The 16,196-nt window shown below is 50.5% G+C and carries 13 protein-coding genes; 12 read left to right on the top strand and 1 reads right to left on the bottom strand.

Annotated elements, in window-relative coordinates; genetic code table 11:
* Positions 1 to 33 precede the first annotated feature (33 nt).
* From pepF to G6R28_RS03815, 3 genes are all read left to right on the top strand, one after another.
* On the top strand, positions 34 to 1,821 hold the full coding sequence (gene pepF, locus G6R28_RS03825) for an oligoendopeptidase F (RefSeq protein ID WP_213792922.1): 1,788 nt from the start codon (positions 34 to 36) through the stop codon (positions 1,819 to 1,821).
* Positions 1,822 to 1,857: 36 nt separating this feature from the next.
* Complete coding sequence (locus tag G6R28_RS03820; RefSeq protein WP_213792921.1) at positions 1,858 to 2,793, top strand: NAD(P)-dependent oxidoreductase; 936 nt, start codon at positions 1,858 to 1,860, stop codon at positions 2,791 to 2,793.
* Between the two features lie 106 nt (positions 2,794 to 2,899).
* Positions 2,900 to 3,685 carry a CPBP family intramembrane glutamic endopeptidase gene (locus tag G6R28_RS03815; protein WP_213792920.1) on the top strand — a complete coding sequence of 262 codons (786 nt, stop codon included), beginning with the start codon at positions 2,900 to 2,902 and terminating at the stop codon, positions 3,683 to 3,685.
* Between the two features lie 30 nt (positions 3,686 to 3,715).
* On the opposite strand, the gene G6R28_RS03810 is transcribed toward G6R28_RS03815, so the two are convergent.
* The gene (locus tag G6R28_RS03810; protein ID WP_213792919.1) at positions 3,716 to 3,898 is read right to left on the bottom strand and encodes a hypothetical protein; all 183 of its coding nucleotides are present in this window, start codon (positions 3,896 to 3,898) and stop codon (positions 3,716 to 3,718) included.
* Between the two features lie 410 nt (positions 3,899 to 4,308).
* Here G6R28_RS03810 and pheS point away from each other — a divergent pair, with 410 nt between their 5' ends.
* The 9 genes from pheS to cshA all read left to right on the top strand — a co-directional run bounded on the left by pheS (position 4,309) and on the right by cshA (position 16,118).
* The gene (gene pheS, locus G6R28_RS03805; protein WP_213792918.1) at positions 4,309 to 5,358 is read left to right on the top strand and encodes a phenylalanine--tRNA ligase subunit alpha; all 1,050 of its coding nucleotides are present in this window, start codon (positions 4,309 to 4,311) and stop codon (positions 5,356 to 5,358) included.
* Positions 5,359 to 5,360: 2 nt separating this feature from the next.
* On the top strand, positions 5,361 to 7,820 hold the full coding sequence (gene pheT / locus G6R28_RS03800; protein WP_213792917.1) for a phenylalanine--tRNA ligase subunit beta: 2,460 nt from the start codon (positions 5,361 to 5,363) through the stop codon (positions 7,818 to 7,820).
* Positions 7,821 to 7,889: 69 nt separating this feature from the next.
* A complete protein-coding gene (locus tag G6R28_RS03795) occupies positions 7,890 to 9,176 on the top strand; it encodes a UDP-N-acetylglucosamine 1-carboxyvinyltransferase (protein WP_213792916.1) in 1,287 nt (428 codons plus the stop codon).
* A 90-nt stretch (positions 9,177 to 9,266) separates the two neighbouring features.
* Complete coding sequence (locus G6R28_RS03790) at positions 9,267 to 9,530, top strand: type B 50S ribosomal protein L31 (protein ID WP_213792915.1); 264 nt, start codon at positions 9,267 to 9,269, stop codon at positions 9,528 to 9,530.
* 79 nt (positions 9,531 to 9,609) lie between these two features.
* Positions 9,610 to 10,998 carry a 23S rRNA (uracil(1939)-C(5))-methyltransferase RlmD gene (rlmD, locus tag G6R28_RS03785; RefSeq protein WP_213792914.1) on the top strand — a complete coding sequence of 463 codons (1,389 nt, stop codon included), beginning with the start codon at positions 9,610 to 9,612 and terminating at the stop codon, positions 10,996 to 10,998.
* A 35-nt stretch (positions 10,999 to 11,033) separates the two neighbouring features.
* Positions 11,034 to 11,879 (top strand): alpha/beta fold hydrolase, encoded by an 846-nt coding sequence (locus G6R28_RS03780; protein WP_213792913.1) that lies wholly within the window; start codon positions 11,034 to 11,036, stop codon positions 11,877 to 11,879.
* A 12-nt stretch (positions 11,880 to 11,891) separates the two neighbouring features.
* Positions 11,892 to 13,244 (top strand): UDP-N-acetylmuramoyl-tripeptide--D-alanyl-D-alanine ligase, encoded by a 1,353-nt coding sequence (locus G6R28_RS03775; RefSeq protein WP_213792912.1) that lies wholly within the window; start codon positions 11,892 to 11,894, stop codon positions 13,242 to 13,244.
* Complete coding sequence (locus tag G6R28_RS03770; RefSeq protein WP_213792911.1) at positions 13,237 to 14,397, top strand: serine hydrolase domain-containing protein; 1,161 nt, start codon at positions 13,237 to 13,239, stop codon at positions 14,395 to 14,397. Before G6R28_RS03775 ends, G6R28_RS03770 begins: the two co-directional genes overlap by 8 nt.
* 146 nt (positions 14,398 to 14,543) lie before the next feature.
* The gene (gene cshA / locus G6R28_RS03765; RefSeq protein ID WP_238479335.1) at positions 14,544 to 16,118 is read left to right on the top strand and encodes a degradosome RNA helicase CshA; all 1,575 of its coding nucleotides are present in this window, start codon (positions 14,544 to 14,546) and stop codon (positions 16,116 to 16,118) included.
* Positions 16,119 to 16,196 lie beyond the last annotated feature (78 nt).

Raw genomic sequence — 16,196 nt, 5'->3', positions numbered from 1 at the left:
TTAAACTAGAGAAAAGCACAAGGGGGCGTTTCCATGGGACAAATTACACGCGAAGAACTACCAGAAGAGTTGACTTGGGACCTGACGACGGTCTTTAAAACGGATGAAGACTACCAAAAGGCCTTTTCACAACTACAGGCCGAATTGCCTAAGCTGGCGGAATACCAGGGCCACTTGGCCGATTCGGCCGAAAAGCTGCTAGCCGGCTTAGAAGAGGACCTGCGGATCGAACGGGCCTTTGAAAAGCTCTACGTATACGCCCACCAAAAGTTTGACCAGGATACGGCCAATTCGACCTATGCGGGGATGAACGCCCAGGTACAGGACTTGCTGGCCCAGGTATCTTCGGCCACGGCCTTCCTCCAGCCCGAAGTTTTGGCCATGGATGAGGGGCTCTTGAAAGATTACTTGGCAAGTCCAAAGTTAGCGCCCTACCAACACTTCTTTGACGTTCTCTTGAGCGAAAAGGCCCACACCCTGCCTGCCGATCAGGAAGCTTTGTTGGCTGGCGCGTCAACGATTATGTCCGCTTCCGAACAGACTTTTTCAGTATTGGATAACGCCGACATTGACTTTGGCGACGTCATGGATGAAAAGGGCGAAATCAAGGAGCTGACGAACGGGCTGTACGCCATCATGCTGCGCTCGAAGAACCCAGCCCAACGACAAGAGGCCTTCCAGTCCCTATACGACGCCTACATGGCCCTGCAAAACACCTTTGCTTCCACGCTTTCGGCAACGGTCAAAAAGCACAATTTCTTAGCCAGGGTCCGCCACTACCAGTCCGCTCAGGAAGCCGCGGTGACGAGTAACCAGATTCCGGTGACGGTTTATAAGACTTTGGCTGAAAAAGTCGACGCCCACCTGGACCTCTTGCACCGATACGTGGCCTTGCGCAAGCAAGTGCTTGGTCAAAAGGAATTGCACAACTACGATCTTTACGTCTCCTTAGTTGACGACGTCGACTTTCCCGTGACCTACGAAAAAGCCAAAGAAATTGCTTTGGCGGCCCTGGCGCCACTCGGTGAGGATTACTTGGCCGTCGTCAAAAAGGCCTTTTCCGAACGCTGGATTGACGTGGTCGAAAACAAGGGGAAGCGGTCCGGTGCCTATTCTGGTGGGGCCTACGATACCAATCCCTACATTTTGCTGAACTGGCAGGACACGTTGGATAACGTTTATACGCTGGTGCACGAAATGGGCCACACGGTTCACTCTTACATGACCCGTCACAACCAGCCCTACCACTATGGCGACTACCCAATCTTCTTAGCTGAAATTGCTTCGACGACCAACGAAGGCCTGCTAACGGATTACCTCTTGAAGCAAACGGACGATGAAAAGGTGAAGGCCTTCATCTTGAACCAGTACTTGGACGGCTTTAAGGGGACGGTCTTCCGCCAGACCCAGTTTGCTGAATTCGAAGCCTGGATTCACGAACAAGACGCGGCCGGTCAGCCATTGACGGCCGAGGCCATGGCGGACTTTTACGGCCAGTTGAACCAGAAGTTTTACGGACCGGATCTGGTGGCCGACCCAGAAATTGCCTACGAATGGACGCGGATTCCGCACTTCTACTACAATTTCTATGTCTACCAGTACGCCACGGGTGAGGCAGCGGCAACGTCCCTTGCACAAGGCATTTTGACTCACAACCAGGCGGAATCCTACAAGGATTACTTAAAGGCCGGTTCATCGGCTAACCCGCTCGATGTCATGCGTCAAGCCGGTGTTGACATGGAAAAGGGGGCATACTTGGACGCCGCCTTTGCGGTCTTTGAAGAACGGTTGACCGAATTAGAAAAGCTTTTGAAAAAATAAGCTAATTGCGTTACAACAGTGGGGAAGGGAGTTCTCATGGCAAAGAAAATTTTAGTGTTTAATGGTGTGAATGATTCCGCTATCAAGGAATTGCAAGCGGCTGGTTATGAAGTCGTGGCCAACGCGCAGACGTCCGACCAGGACTTTGCGCCGGATCCAGACGTGGTCGGCATCCTGCTCATGATGTTTAAGATTGACGGTGCGGTCATGGACCGTTTCCCAAACTTAAAGGTCATTGCCCGTCACGGTGTAGGCTATGATAACGTTGATTTGGCTGCTGCCAAGGAGCGTGGCATTGTTGTGGCCAACACGCCTGGTGCAAACGCCACGGCCGTTGCTGAAACGGCGGTCGCCTTGATGTTGATGGCTGGTCGCTTGTACGATACGGACAAGCGGGGCATTACGGATGAAAAAGCAAAGGCCTATGCTTCTACCCACCCAGGCATGCAAGTGTGCAACAAAGTTGTGGGGATTCTTGGCTTTGGGCACATTGGTCGAACGGTTGCCGAATTGTTGACCGGCTTTGGTGTTGAAGTTTTGGCCTACGCCCGCCACGATAAGGACGTGCCAAACGGCCGCATGGCTTCCCTGGATGAAATCTTTGAGAAGGCCGACTTTGTCGTTTCGACCCTGCCAGCAACGGAAAAGACCACGAAATTGGTCAACGAGGCCGCCTTTAAGAAGATGAAGCAGACGGCCGTTTTGGTCAACGTCGGTCGTGGACCGGTTGTGGACGAAGCGGCTTTGATTATTGCCTTGAAGGCTGGTGAAATCGCTGGCGCCGGCTTGGACGTTGTTGAAAAGGAGCCAATTTCGCCTTCAAACGAACTGCTTTCGCTTGAAAACACCTACGTTTTGCCACACGTGGCTGGTGGTTCTCGTGAGGCCAAGAAGGCCATTGCGAAGACAGCAGCTGAAAACATCCTGGATGTCTTGGCAGGCAAGGGAACAAAGAATCAAGTAAATGAATAAGAAAAAAAGCACGCCCGTGATGGCGTGCTTTTTTTAAGCATACAGATAAGGAAGGTATAAACATGCTAAGCTAGATGAGTAAAAATTTCTAAAAACGGAGAATGACATGGCAAAGCAAGACATCAAGGTGCATCACGGTATTCTGATTTTTATTTTAATGTTCTTCGGATCTGCCGTTGAACCGGCCGAACCCCAAGTCGTCCCCTTAGCTGGCACAATCTTTTTAGGCGCGCTAATGTTGGCCTTCCTATTTTTTGTCGTTCGGCTCGTTCGTAAGGAAACCAATCGTGAAAAGCTTTTTGCAAAGCGTTTGACTTTGACAAAAGGGCAAAGGGGAATGACGGGAGTTCTATTCGCCTATCTTTTGATGATTTATTTACTCAATGGCAATATTGCTAGTTTGATGGGAATGCCAAAAGCATCGTTAAACGTGATTTTAAGTTGTGTTTTGGTTGCGGTCGGGGCCGGCTTCTTTGAAGAATACTTTGCTCGGGGCTATTTGTTTAATCTCATGCAGCGGATCTTGAATCGTCATGATGTTCAGCAATCTAGAATGACGGTCATTGCTCTTGTGACGAGCATCGTCTTTGGCTTGCTTTATCTGATGAACCTGGATGGCACCAACACCCTTGCTACTCTGGAACAGGTCTTCTATGCCTTTTGCATGGGTATGCTGTTGTGTGCTATTCGAATTGTTAGCAATAAGATTTGGGTAACGGCCGTGATTCACTTTGTCTTTGACTTTTCATTGAATATTATCAAGGGGACTAACACGGACCATTTTCTGGAAGTGCTCGTGATTTATTCCGGTGCATTGATTCTTTCACTGATTGTTCTTTATTTGTTGGATAAAAACTTAGTCGAGCAGAAAGTTGTTGAATTGAAGCCTTAAAAAAGCACGCCTGTGAAGGTGTGCTTTTTATTATTTATTTTCTTTTTGCTTCCTTGATCGATGCTGCATGTAAGCGTTAATGCCCGTCAAAATCAGGAAGAAGAGGGCGGCGGAAAAGAGGTCCATCCGCAGGTCGCCGGAATACAACCAGAAGTGGATGACCAAGAAGTAGACGACTGTTCCAATGAGTGTTGGAATCAATGTATTCTTCATGTCCTTTTACCTCCGTCTCGTTTAACTAAGTCTATTCTAACCTACTTTATGTCCTTTGTTAAATATTTGTTACAAATATTCTAAAAAAGTGACTGAGTAAGGGAGACGTTTAGAAAAAGCACTAGCTCACTCCCTAGTTTCTTCCTGTGAAATTTGCTATACTAAAGGAGAAATGCAGGACCTAGTAGAAGGTTTCCTGGTTAATCAGCGAGCGGGGGAAGTGAGAGCCCGTTAACCAGCCCTTTGAATTTCAGTCCGAAGAAACTTGATTTAATCGTCAACGGTTGCCGCCGATACCGGCGAAAAGCGCTAGCCTAGCTAGAACTTGGGTGGTACCGCGGCATTCGTGACGTCCCTTGGCATCGAAAGATGACAGGGGGCTTTTTTATTTGGATAAAAGAGGGATGAAGATGACATTAGTTGAAGAATTACAGGGCTTCTTGAAAGAAGCAACGGCCGAATTGGCCAAGCCCGACGTGGATGTGGAAGCAGTTCGCGTGACTTTCCTCGGAAAGAAGGGAAAGATTACCGGCGTATTAAAGTCGATGAAGGATTTGTCGATTGACGAAAAGAAGGAAGTCGGCCAGGTTGGAAACCAGGTTCGCACGGCCATCCAGGAAAAGATTGAAGAAAAGAAGGCCGCCCAAGCAGCCAAGGCCTTGGAAGAAAAGCTCGCAGCTGAAACACTCGACGTGACTTTGCCAGGGGCAGCACCAAAACTGGGCGCCCCCCACGTCTTGCAGCAAATCATGGATGAAATCGAAGCCCACTTCCTGGGACTCGGTTACCAAATCATTGACGATCCAACTGACTCACCCGAAGTCGAAACCGATGAATACAATTTTGAGCGGGAAAACCTGCCAAAGGACCACCCGGCCCGTGATATGCAGGATACCTTCTACATCACGCCGGAAATCTTGCTTCGTACGCAGACGTCTCCTGTCCAATCGCGTGTAATGGAGAAGCACGACTTTTCAAAGGGACCCTTGAAGATGATTGCCCCGGGAAAAGTCTACCGTCGTGATACCGACGATGCGACCCACTCCCACCAGTTCCACCAAGTCGAAGGGCTGGTTGTCGGTAAGAACATCACCATGGCCGATTTGAAGGGGACCCTCCTTTCCATCATGCAGGAGCTCTTTGGTGAAAAGCACCAAATTCGTTTGCGGCCTTCCTACTTCCCATTTACGGAACCATCCGTTGAAGTCGACGTTTCCTGGGATGAGGTGACCGCAGACACCAAGCCCGAAGACATCAAGTGGATTGAGGTCTTGGGTGCTGGAATGACCCACCCCAACGTCTTGAAGATGGACGGTATTGACCCAGAAGAATACACGGCCTTTGCCTTTGGACTTGGTCCGGACCGCTTTGCCATGTTGAAGTACGGGGTGGAAGACATCCGCCAGTTCTACTTAAACGACAGCCGTTTCTTAGAGCAGTTTAACGAGCGAGGAAACTAATCATGAAGACGAATTTAAAGTGGTTAAACGACTATTTGACGCCAGGCTTGGACCTGAGCGAACAGGCCGTGTTGGACTTGGCCCAAAAAATCGAATTGACGGCCGTTGAAATCGAAGAGGTTGGTCAGGCAGCAGCCAAGCAGGACGGCTTGATTGTGGCCCGTGTTGATGAAGTTAAGGATCACCCGGATTCCGACCACCTGCACATCACCCAGGTCTTTGACGGTCAGGAAACGATTCAAATTGTGACCGGTGCACCAAACGTCGCCGAAGGTCAGTTGGTGATTTTGGCAACGGTCGGCGCCCACATCATTGATCACGAATCCGGTGAATTGGTGAAGATTCGAAAGGCCAAGCTCCGTGGCGAAGTTTCCTACGGGATGCTTTCAGCCCTACAGGAAATCGGACTACCCGACGCCCTTTGTCCACAGCCCTTTGAAGAGGGCATTTACGTCTTTGACCAAGGCGCGGACGTTAAGCCCGGTGACGACGCCCTTGTCGTCCTTGGCTTGAAGGATCCGATGATTGACACGGACTTGACGCCCAACCGGGCCGACTTGCTTTCCATGCGGGGAATGGCCTATGAATTGGCGGCCATGCTTGATCAGAAGGTGAGCGAACAAGTGGTGACCGGCGCAGCAGTTGCCAAGGAAACGGCGGATGCACAGGTGACAGCCGAAATCGCACAGCAGACTTTGGCTTCTGGCCTAGCCCTTGCCGTTGTCAATGGCGTGCAGGTGCAGGAAAGTGGCCTGGCCTTACAGCGCCGACTTTGGACCTCTGGCATTAAGCCGGTTAACAACGTCTTGGACGCTTTGCACGAAGAACTCCTGGCCAGTGGCCAACCACTGGCTGCCTTTGACCTGGACCGCTTGGCAGACAAGACGGTGCTGGTTCGCTTAGCTGAAGAGGGCGAAGTGCTTGGTCAAGGGGATGGGGAAGAAGCCATTGCCTTGCGCGCTGGGCAAGACATCGTTTTGTCAGCAGGTTCTCAAATTCTGGCCTTGGCCGGGATTGCCGCTGACCCAAGCTATGCCGTGACCGAAAAGACTGAAAACGTCTTGATTGTGGCCGGCCAGTACAATGCCAGCTTGATTCGTCAAGCCGCCCGCCGTCACGGACTTCGTTCGGAATCTTCCTTCCGTTTGGAACGTGGTATTGATTTGACGAACACCAAGACGGCCCTGTCATCAGCGGCCAACCGGATTGCCTTATCAGCTAAGGGCCAGCTTGCTGATGGTCAAGCAACTGCCGGCTTTGCAAAGGCCGAAGACGTGACGATTACCATGCCCGTGGCCCGCTTTAACCAGGTTCTTGGGACGACTTTGACGGAAGAAGAAGTTGTAACGATTTTGGAGAAGCTGGCCCTGCAGGTAAAAGTCGCTGACGGCCAGCTGACGGCAATCATTCCTGGTCGCCGAACGGACCTGCGGATTCCGGCCGACCTGGTCGAAGAAGTCGGCCGCCTTTACGGCTACGACAATTTGCCAACAGCCTTGATCGATGGCCAGTCAACGGCCGGTGATTTGACGCCCCGGCAAAAGAAGATTCGGGCATCCCGCAAGATTTTGCAGGCGCTTGGCTTTGACCAGGCGATTTCCTACGCCTTGATGACGCCGGAAAAGGCAACGGCCTTTAACATCGGCGCCGACCACCCGGTCTTGGCCTTGGATTACCCAATGTCTTCGGACCGCACAACGGCACGGCAAAACTTGCTTTCCGGCTTGATTGACGACGTAGCCTACAACGTGGCCCGTTCGGTTAAGAACATCGCCTTGTACGAGCAGGGCCGTGTCTTCTTGAACGATAACGCCGCCGTTCAGCCCGTTGAACAAGAACACCTGGCCGCTGTTTTGGTGGGCTCGCTTGCCGAATCGACTTGGCAAAACGAGATTAAGAACCGAGAAGTCGACTTTTACGCCATGAAGGGCCGGGTTGAAAGCTACTTGGCGAACATTGGCATTGAAAAGGTCAGCTTCAAGGCTGCCAAGGAACACCCAAACATGCACCCGGGTCAAACCGCTGACGTTTATGCCGGTGAGGTATACCTGGGTTACGTTGGGCAGGTTCACCCGGAGTTTGTGGCCAAACAAAAGCTGCCCGCCATCTTTGCCTTCGAATTGAATTTGGAAGAAATCATTGACTTTGCAAAGCGGGACAACGCCTATCAACCAATTTCGCGTTACCCACAGATCACTCGTGATTTGGCCATCCTGGTTGATGCCAAGTTGACTAACCAAGCGGTCGTGGACTTGATTGAAAAGACAGCTGGTCAACACCTGAAGACCGTTTCCTTCTTTGACCTTTACACCGGTCAGGGAACGCCGGAAGGGAAGAAGTCCCTGGCCTATCAGCTGACTTATCAAGATCAAAACGACACCTTGGTCGAAGAAGCGGTGACCAAGGACTTTGCCAAGGTTGAAGAAGCCTTAGTGAAAGAATTTGGCGCGGAAATTCGTTAATTGCAATTGTCAGTTTTTAATAAACCCCGTATAATCGAAGTAAACTCATAGCTAAGTAGGATTCGCCTCATGGCAAAAATTATTATTAACGGTGGCCACAAAGTCGCTGGTCAAGTGACCATCGGTGGTGCCAAAAACTCAACGGTTGCGCTGATTCCAGCAGCTATTTTGGCTGATACAGCGGTTAACTTTGACAACGTGCCACAGATTTTGGACGTTAAAAACTTACAATACATTCTGGCCGCCATGAACGTTCACTCGAACTTCCATGATGGCGACCTCTCCATTGATCCAACGACGATTAAGGAAGCGCCATTGCCGGCAACGGCGATCAAGTCCCTGCGTGCCTCCTATTACTTCATGGGGGCCTTGCTCGGCCGCTTTGGCCGTGCCACGGTGACTTTCCCCGGTGGTGATAACTTGGGCTCCCGTCCAATTGACCAACACATCAAGGGTTTTGAGGCCCTCGGTGCCAAAGTCACGGAAAAAGACGATGTGATTAACATCGATGCGACGGAAAACGGTTTGAAGGGGGCCCGAATCGCTCTCGACACGGTTTCCGTTGGGGCAACGATTAACATCATCTTGGCGGCCGTTCGTGCCGAAGGTCAGACGATTATCGAAAACGTGGCCAAGGAGCCTGAAATTATCGATATCGCGACCTTCTTGAACAACATGGGGGCCAACATCCGTGGTGCCGGAACCGATACCATCCGGATTACTGGTGTGGACTCCTTGAAGGCACAAAACACCCACACGGTGATTCCTGACCGAATCGAAGCCGGGACTTACATGTCCATGGCGGCGGCATACGGCGATGGCGTGACCATTCAAAACGTCATTCCGGAACACTTGGAGTCATACACGTCCAAGTTGATTGAAATGGGCGTTGATATGCAGATTGGCGACGACTCGATCTACATCGGACCGTCCCGCGCCTTGAAGCCGGTTTCCATCAAAACCATGCCATACCCTGGTTTTGCCACGGATTTGCAACAGCCGATTACGCCTTTGCTCTTCTTGGCAGAGGGGGAATCAACCATTATTGAAACGATTTACCCACAGCGGATTCGCCACATTGCCGAATTGCGCCGGATGGGGGCGGAACTGTCTTCCCTAAATCCTGGGGAAATCAAGATTAACCACTCGAAGCGTCTGGTCGGAACCACGGTGGAAGCCGCGGAAATCCGTGCCGGGGCTGCTCTGGTGATTGCCGCCATCATGGCCGATGGTCAAACGGTGATTGATAACGCCTCCCACATTTTGCGTGGTTACGACCGAATTGCTGAGAAGCTGCGCGGCCTGGGCGTTGACCTTCAAATTGAAGGGGTTGACCTCATTAATTTGATGCCATAAGTTCTTGTCAAAAAGACTTTGGCATGCTACACTTATACAGTTAATAACTGACTCTGGCTATGAATAGTCAGGGCGCTAAGGAGATTAGTCATGAAAGCAGATATCCACCCAAACTACCGTCCAGTAGTTTTCATCGATGCCGCAACTGGTAAGAAGTTCTTGTCAGCTTCTACTGTTGAAACGGAAACGACGGCTGAATTTGACGGCCAAGAATATCCATCAGTACGTATGGATATTACGTCAGACTCACACCCATTCTACACTGGTAAGCAGAAGTTTACTCAGGCTGATGGTGCCGTTGACAAGTTTAACAAGAAGTTTGCGAACTTCGGTTTCAAGAACAACGACCAATAAGTTTGTTCAAAAACGTTCACCTTGGTGGACGTTTTTTCTTTTGAAAAAGTCTTTTACAAAACGCACAGTAGGAATCCTTATGGCTAAGACAACCCCACCTGTAAAACTGAATGAAACGGTCACCCTAACCATCGATAAGATTCGCCAAAACGGGATGGGTCTGGCTTTTGCTGATGCGGAAAAAAACTACCCGGTTTACATTGCCAACACCATGCTGGGCGAAGTGGTAGATGTCAAAATCATCCAGGTTGATAAACTATCGGCCTATGGTTCGGTCAAAGAAATCCTGGAAGCAAATCCGCAGCGCATTGACGCAAAGCGCGACTATCTCTTAGAAGCGGGGACGGCGCCCTTGGTTAACTGGGCCTACCCAGCACAAAGGGATTGGAAGCGGACCCTGGTTCAAGAAAACTTCGAGGCGGCCGGCTTGACGGTTGATGTTGCTGAACCCGTCACCATGGATGAGGAAGTCCCATCATACTACCGAAACAAGACGGTTGTACCCGTTAAATGGCAGAATGGCAAGTTGCTTTCGGGCTTTTACCAGCGGGGAACCCATCAGTTGGTACCGATGGAAGACTACTTCGTTAACGACCGTCGTTTGGATGAGGTGATTGTGATTGTCCGCAACATTTTGGAGAACTTGGCCATTTCAGCCTATGATCCTGATACCGAAGAGGGGGCCGTTCGCTATATCATGGTTCGCCGGGGCTACTATTCAAAAGAGTTGATGGTGGTTTTGGTATCAAACGAGCCGACTGTGCCAAAACAAGCAGAAGTGGTTGACGCGATTGTGGCTGCTTTGCCTGATTTGACCTCCTTGATTTTGAACAAGGCACCCAAGAAGGACTACGTCCAACTATCGGCCGATAATGAGACCCTCTATGGAAAGGACCAGATTGAAGACTCGCTTTTAGGCAAGCGCTTCTTGATTGGCCCTAATTCCTTTTACCAGGTCAATCCGGTCATGACCGAACGGCTCTACCAGACGGCGGCCGATTTGGCTCAGTTGAAAAAGTCGGACTTGGTCGTCGATGCTTATGCTGGGATCGGAACCATCGGCATGTCCGTAGCCGACCAGGTTGAGCGGGTGATTGGTGTCGAAGTGGTGCCCGGGACGATTGCAGACGCCCAGAAGAACTTAGCCTTAAACGGCATCAAAAACGCGACCTACATCTTAAAGGACGCGCCCGAGCAATTTGTCGAATGGCAGGCGGAAGGCGTGCAGCCCGATGTCGTCTTCGTGGATCCGCCACGGCGTGGGCTAACGCCAGAACTGATTGAAAAGACGGTCTTGATGGCCCCCGACCGGGTGGTTTACGTTTCTTGTAACCCGGTGACCGCCGCCCGCGACTGTGCCCTTTTCAAGGAATTGGGCTATGTGATTAGTCAGCCGGTCGTTCCGGTTGACCAATTTCCTCAAACGGCCCACATTGAAACGGTGACAGTTCTTTCTAAAAAGCGTTAAAATAGAATGAATGGGCTTTGCAAAAGGAGTGTCACATGCAATATCAACGTGTAAATGTTTCGGGCCTTTCGATTTTTTTTCGAACGGCGGGCAATCCCAATCAGCCAGTTTTGCTTTTATTGCACGGCTTTCCGACAGCATCACATTACTTTCGTAATTTAATGCCCCTTTTGGAAAGAGACTTTTATTGCATTGCACCTGATATGGTGGGCTTTGGGCAAACGGAAGCTCCTAGTCGGGAAAACTTTTCCTATACCTTTGATCATGAGACTGAAATGATGGCAGCCTTTTTGGAAGAACTAGGAATCGATTGCTACTATCTTTACGTCTTTGATTATGGGGCACCGGTTGGTTTCCGTTTGGCCATGGAAAAGCCCGAGCAGGTTCTTGGGATTATTTCGCAAAACGGTAATGTTTACGAAGAAGGCCTTGGTGCTAAGTGGCAAGACCGAAGGACTTATTGGGAAAATCCGACGAATGAGGGGCGCCGGACTTTTGCAGCAGCCTATGCGAAGGACACGATTGAAAAGCAGTATCTTGGTGGTGAAAAAGAAGGCGCCGTCGGTCCAGATGGTTATCTTCTCGATATCTACTACAGCCAAGTTCTTCCGGATTATGCTGAAAAGCAAAATGATTTAATCTTAGATTACCGTACAAACGTGGCGAAATACCCTGCCTTCCAGCAATACTTGCGGAAACAACAGCCGAAACTCTTAGCGATTTGGGGTAAGAACGATCCATCCTTCATCTGGCAGGGGGCAGTAGCCTTTTTGAAAGATGTCCCCGAGGCAAGGATAGTCCCTCTTGATGCTGGACACTTTGCCCTGGAAAGTCATGCAAACGTAATTGCACAACAGATTCGTAAAACATTTATTGGTTAAAAGGAATTATTTATGAAGCTCACCTTAGCAGAGTTGGCGATTGCCACAGATGGCGTCCTTCAGGGCGATGAAAAAACAGCAGTCGAAGGGGTTTCCTTCGACTCACGAACAGTTCAACCGGGCGATCTCTTTGTTGCCTTAGTTGGTGAAAACGACGGGCACAACTTCATCCAGATGGCCCTGGACAAGGGGGCTCGGGCGGTGCTGGCAGAAGAAGGACACGTCTTGCCTGAAGATGCGCCGGCCGTGGTGGTGCCAGATTCCTTAGCCGGCTTGCAGCAGCTTAGTCAGTACTACTTGAATGAAGTCGGACCAAAGGTTGTGGCCATCACTGGCTCCAATGGGAAAACGACCACCAAGGACATGGTGGCGGCCATCCTGTCGACCAAGTACAAGACTTTTAAGACACCAGCCAACTTCAACAATGAAATTGGCTTGCCGGTGACGATCTTATCTATGCCGGAAGACACGGATGTGCTTGTTTTGGAAATGGGCATGGATCGACCGGGCCAGTTGACGGCACTGTCGACTTTAGCAAAGCCGGATATCGCGGTCATCACGATGATTGGTGAAGCCCACTTGGAATTCTTCAAGACCCGGGCAAACATCGCCAAGGCCAAGCTTGAAATCACGGCGGGCTTGAAGGATGGCGGACTCTTTTTGATTCCAGCAGACGAGCCACTGTTGACAGAGGCGACGAACTTGCCAGCCAATACGAAGAATTTCGGACCGGTTCCTGCTGATATTGAGGAGAGCTTGGCTGAAACGGTCTGGACCGAAAAGGGCCAGCGGTTTGCAATTCCCATGCTAGGCCGCTATAATGTTAAGAATACAGAAGCAGCGATTATGGTTGGTCAAGCACTGGGCTTGGACCTCAAAACCATGGCAAGTGCTTTGGCACATTTTGATCTCACGAAGAACCGGACAGAACGCCTGACCGCTCAAAACGGGGCGCAATTGATTTCCGATGTTTACAACGCCAATCCAACGGCGACAAAGGAAGTGCTGAGGGCGCTGAGCCAAGATGGCGCTGCCAACTTGGTCCTCGTCTTAGGGGACATGCTCGAATTGGGCGAAGAGGGACCGGCTTTGCATGCCGCTTTGGCTGATGCCGTTCTGGCAACCAAGCCTAAACAAGTTGACTTGGTTGGCCCCATCATGGTCGACAGCCTCCTACCCGCTTTGAAAAAGGCAGCACCGGACCTGAACGTAAAGGGTTATCAAGCAGATGAGTTAGACCGGTTGAGTGCTGATTTGAAGGATGGCTTGAAAAAAGACGACCTGGTCTTCTTGAAGGCCTCCCACGGCATTCATTTGGAAAAGGTGGTTGCTTCCTTGACGGAAGGGTGGAAGAACCATGCTTAAGCGCACGGATATTTTCCCAGCAAAGGCTAAGTTACCCTGGTACCACCGGCCAGTCTTTTACTTTTTCTCCGTTTTTGTTCTGTTCGCCTTAATCACGACTTTAACGGTAATTGGTGCCTCACGGCCGGATAAGGTGGTCGCTCAGAAGACCAGTGCAGAAAAGGAGGAACGTTTTGATCAAAGCGTTCAACCCGCTGGCAAAGTCGCAAAAAAGTTCGACCAAACCTTAAAGGACAGCCACTTTTCGGGCACGGCCTTAGTCGTTAAGAACGGCAAGGTGGTCCTTCACCAAGGTTATGGCAAGGCCAATGCCGAAAAGGATGAGGCCAATCAGCCAAAGACCACTTATCCGGTGGCTTCAACGGCGAAGATTTTAACGGCCATTTTGATTGGCCAGCAGGTCGAAGCGGGCAAGCTGTCCTACGATACAAAGTTGTCGGATTACTACCCCAATGTCTTGAACGCCGACCAGATTACCGTTCGGGATTTGTTAACGATGACTTCCGGCTTGAAGCAGAGTAAGCAGCCAACCGACTTCACATCGGATGCCGACAACGTCGACTTTTCGGCTGAAAACGCTGAGAGTTCCGGTGGTGTGATTGGGACTGGGTCCGGTTGGACTTACCAGCCGATTAACTACCGCCTCTTGGCCGGTATCTTGATGAAGGTGACGGGCAAGTCCTATCAGACTTTGTCCGAGCAAGCCTTTAACAAAAAGGCCAAGTTAGGCATCCTCTTTTACCCGACCTTTAAAAAGGCGGCTAATTTTGCTAAGTCCTACCAGTTTGGAACGACCGAAGAACGGGATGTGACGCCGGTTGAGTACCAGCGGGAAACTGGAACCGGAAACGTGTCCATGACCACTGGCCAGCTCTACCAGCTATACCGACTGTTCTTTACCAACAAATTGGTGAAAAACAGCAAGGCGCTCTTGGCGCAACACTTGCCGGCTCACTATGCCGCTGGTACCTATGGTTATGGCGATGTCTATGAGGGCCATGGCATCTTCTCTGGTTACGAATCCAACGCCGTGGTTTCAAATAAGGGAAAAAACGCCGTGATTCTCTTGTCAAACGAGTACGACAATGACCATTCCTTCCAAAAAGTCGGCCAACAATTCTTTACCGAATTAACTGGGCAACAAGCCCCATAAAGTAAGGTGGGTGTCTGATACAACCCGCGAGTCAGTCCAGCTAGACTATAAACCGCTTGGCCTTTCAAACGCGCAGGGAGCGCGTTATCATAGAAGTAGACCAATTAGGTCTTAAGCGCGCTTTCGTGCTTTTAAAGGAGAAAATTTTGAAGTTTAACGAACTCGGCTTGTCACAAGCCATTTTGCAGTCCATTGAAGCCCACGGTTACGTGGATGCAACCCCTATTCAGGAAAAGACAATTCCGCTGACTTTGGCGGGTAAGGACGTCATCGGTCAGGCCCAAACGGGAACCGGTAAGACGGCCGCCTTTGGTTTGCCAATCCTGGAACACATTGACTTGGACAACCCAAACATCCAAGCAGTCATCATTTCCCCAACGCGTGAATTGGCCATCCAGACGGCTGATGAATTGAAGAAGTTGGGCTCAGACAAGCACGTTAACGTGCAAGTTGTCTTTGGTGGATCCGACATCCGCCGTCAGATTCAAGGCTTGAAGTCCCACCCACAAATCTTGGTTGGAACACCTGGTCGTTTGCTTGACCACATTAACCGTAAGACGGCTAAGTTGGGTCATGTTCAGACTTTGGTCTTGGATGAAGCCGACGAAATGTTGAACATGGGCTTCTTGGACGATATTGAATCAATCATCGCTCAAGTACCTGACTCACGTCAGACCTTGCTCTTCTCAGCAACGATGCCGGAATCAATCCGTCGTATCGGTGTGAAGTTCATGACCAACCCCGAAATGGTTAAGATCGAAGCCAAGCAGTTGACGACGGACTTGGTTGAACAGTTCTTCATCCGCTGCCGTCACGAAGAAAAGTTCGATGCTTTGACTCGTACCATCGATATCCAAGAACCATTCTTGGGCATTGTCTTTGGCCGTACAAAGCGTCGTGTTGAAGAATTGGCACGTGGTTTGGAAGCTCGTGGCTACAAAGCCGCTGGTTTGCACGGTGATTTGACGCAACAGATGCGTTCCCGTGTCTTGGACCAATTCAAGTCACACGAAATCAACCTCTTGGTGGCAACCGACGTTGCTGCCCGTGGTTTGGACGTGAAGGACGTTTCCCACGTTTACAACTTTGATATTCCACAGGACCCAGAATCATATGTTCACCGTATTGGACGTACGGGTCGTGCCGGTGCCGAAGGTACTTCAGTGACTTTGGTTGCACCAAACGAAATGGACTACTTGCGTGCCATCGAAGAATTGACGAAGAAGCGCATGACGCCATTGCAACCTGCTACTTTGCAGGAAGCACGTTTGGGCCGTATCAACGGTGCCGTTGATGACGCTGCGAAGTTGACCAACTTGGTTAAGCCAGAAGAAATGCCTTCACAGGTTGCCCAATTGGTCAGCCAATTCACGCCAGAACAGTTGGCAGCCGGTCTCTTGGCTTCCGCTGCTGGCTTGGAAAAGCAAAACGCACCCGTTACTTTGTCTCGCGAACGGCCATTGCCACGCCGTAAGGGTGGTAAGGGCGGTTCACGCGGCGGATACCGTGGTGGCAACCGTCGTGGAAACGGTGGCGGCTATCGTGGACGCCGTGATGGTGACCGTCGTGGAAATGGCGGCGGTGGTTACCGTGGCCGTCGCGATGGCGACCGTCGTGGAAACGGCAACGGTGGTGGTTACAAGGGTAACAACCACGGTGGCGAACGCCGCGGAAACGGCCAAGGCCGTAAGCGCGACTTTTCAATCCGTGAAAAGGGTTAAAAAGAATTTAACAAATGAAATGTTTGAAAACCGTCTGTTATCTGGCGGTTTTTTTGTTTATAATGAAGATAAGAAAGA

This window comes from Fructobacillus papyrifericola, assembly GCF_018437235.1.
Taxonomy (GTDB): Bacteria; Bacillota; Bacilli; order Lactobacillales; family Lactobacillaceae; genus Fructobacillus; species Fructobacillus papyrifericola.
The sequence above is the reverse complement of the archived record's forward strand: the minus strand, read 5'-3'. Positions and strand labels throughout refer to the sequence as shown.

What these genes read in the sequence shown, in the direction of transcription:
- G6R28_RS03820 (WP_213792921.1), top strand. Translation starts at nt 1,858, where the DNA reads ATGGCAAAGAAAATTTTAGTGTTTAATGGTGTGAATGATTCCGCTATC.
- pepF (WP_213792922.1), top strand. Translation starts at nt 34, where the DNA reads ATGGGACAAATTACACGCGAAGAACTACCAGAAGAGTTGACTTGGGAC.
- G6R28_RS03795 (WP_213792916.1), top strand. Translation starts at nt 7,890, where the DNA reads ATGGCAAAAATTATTATTAACGGTGGCCACAAAGTCGCTGGTCAAGTG.
- G6R28_RS03815 (WP_213792920.1), top strand. Translation starts at nt 2,900, where the DNA reads ATGGCAAAGCAAGACATCAAGGTGCATCACGGTATTCTGATTTTTATT.
- pheS (WP_213792918.1), top strand. Translation starts at nt 4,309, where the DNA reads ATGACATTAGTTGAAGAATTACAGGGCTTCTTGAAAGAAGCAACGGCC.
- G6R28_RS03775 (WP_213792912.1), top strand. Translation starts at nt 11,892, where the DNA reads ATGAAGCTCACCTTAGCAGAGTTGGCGATTGCCACAGATGGCGTCCTT.
- rlmD (WP_213792914.1), top strand. Translation starts at nt 9,610, where the DNA reads ATGGCTAAGACAACCCCACCTGTAAAACTGAATGAAACGGTCACCCTA.
- G6R28_RS03810 (WP_213792919.1), bottom strand. Translation starts at nt 3,898, where the DNA reads ATGAAGAATACATTGATTCCAACACTCATTGGAACAGTCGTCTACTTC.
- G6R28_RS03770 (WP_213792911.1), top strand. Translation starts at nt 13,237, where the DNA reads ATGCTTAAGCGCACGGATATTTTCCCAGCAAAGGCTAAGTTACCCTGG.
- G6R28_RS03780 (WP_213792913.1), top strand. Translation starts at nt 11,034, where the DNA reads ATGCAATATCAACGTGTAAATGTTTCGGGCCTTTCGATTTTTTTTCGA.
- pheT (WP_213792917.1), top strand. Translation starts at nt 5,361, where the DNA reads ATGAAGACGAATTTAAAGTGGTTAAACGACTATTTGACGCCAGGCTTG.
- G6R28_RS03790 (WP_213792915.1), top strand. Translation starts at nt 9,267, where the DNA reads ATGAAAGCAGATATCCACCCAAACTACCGTCCAGTAGTTTTCATCGAT.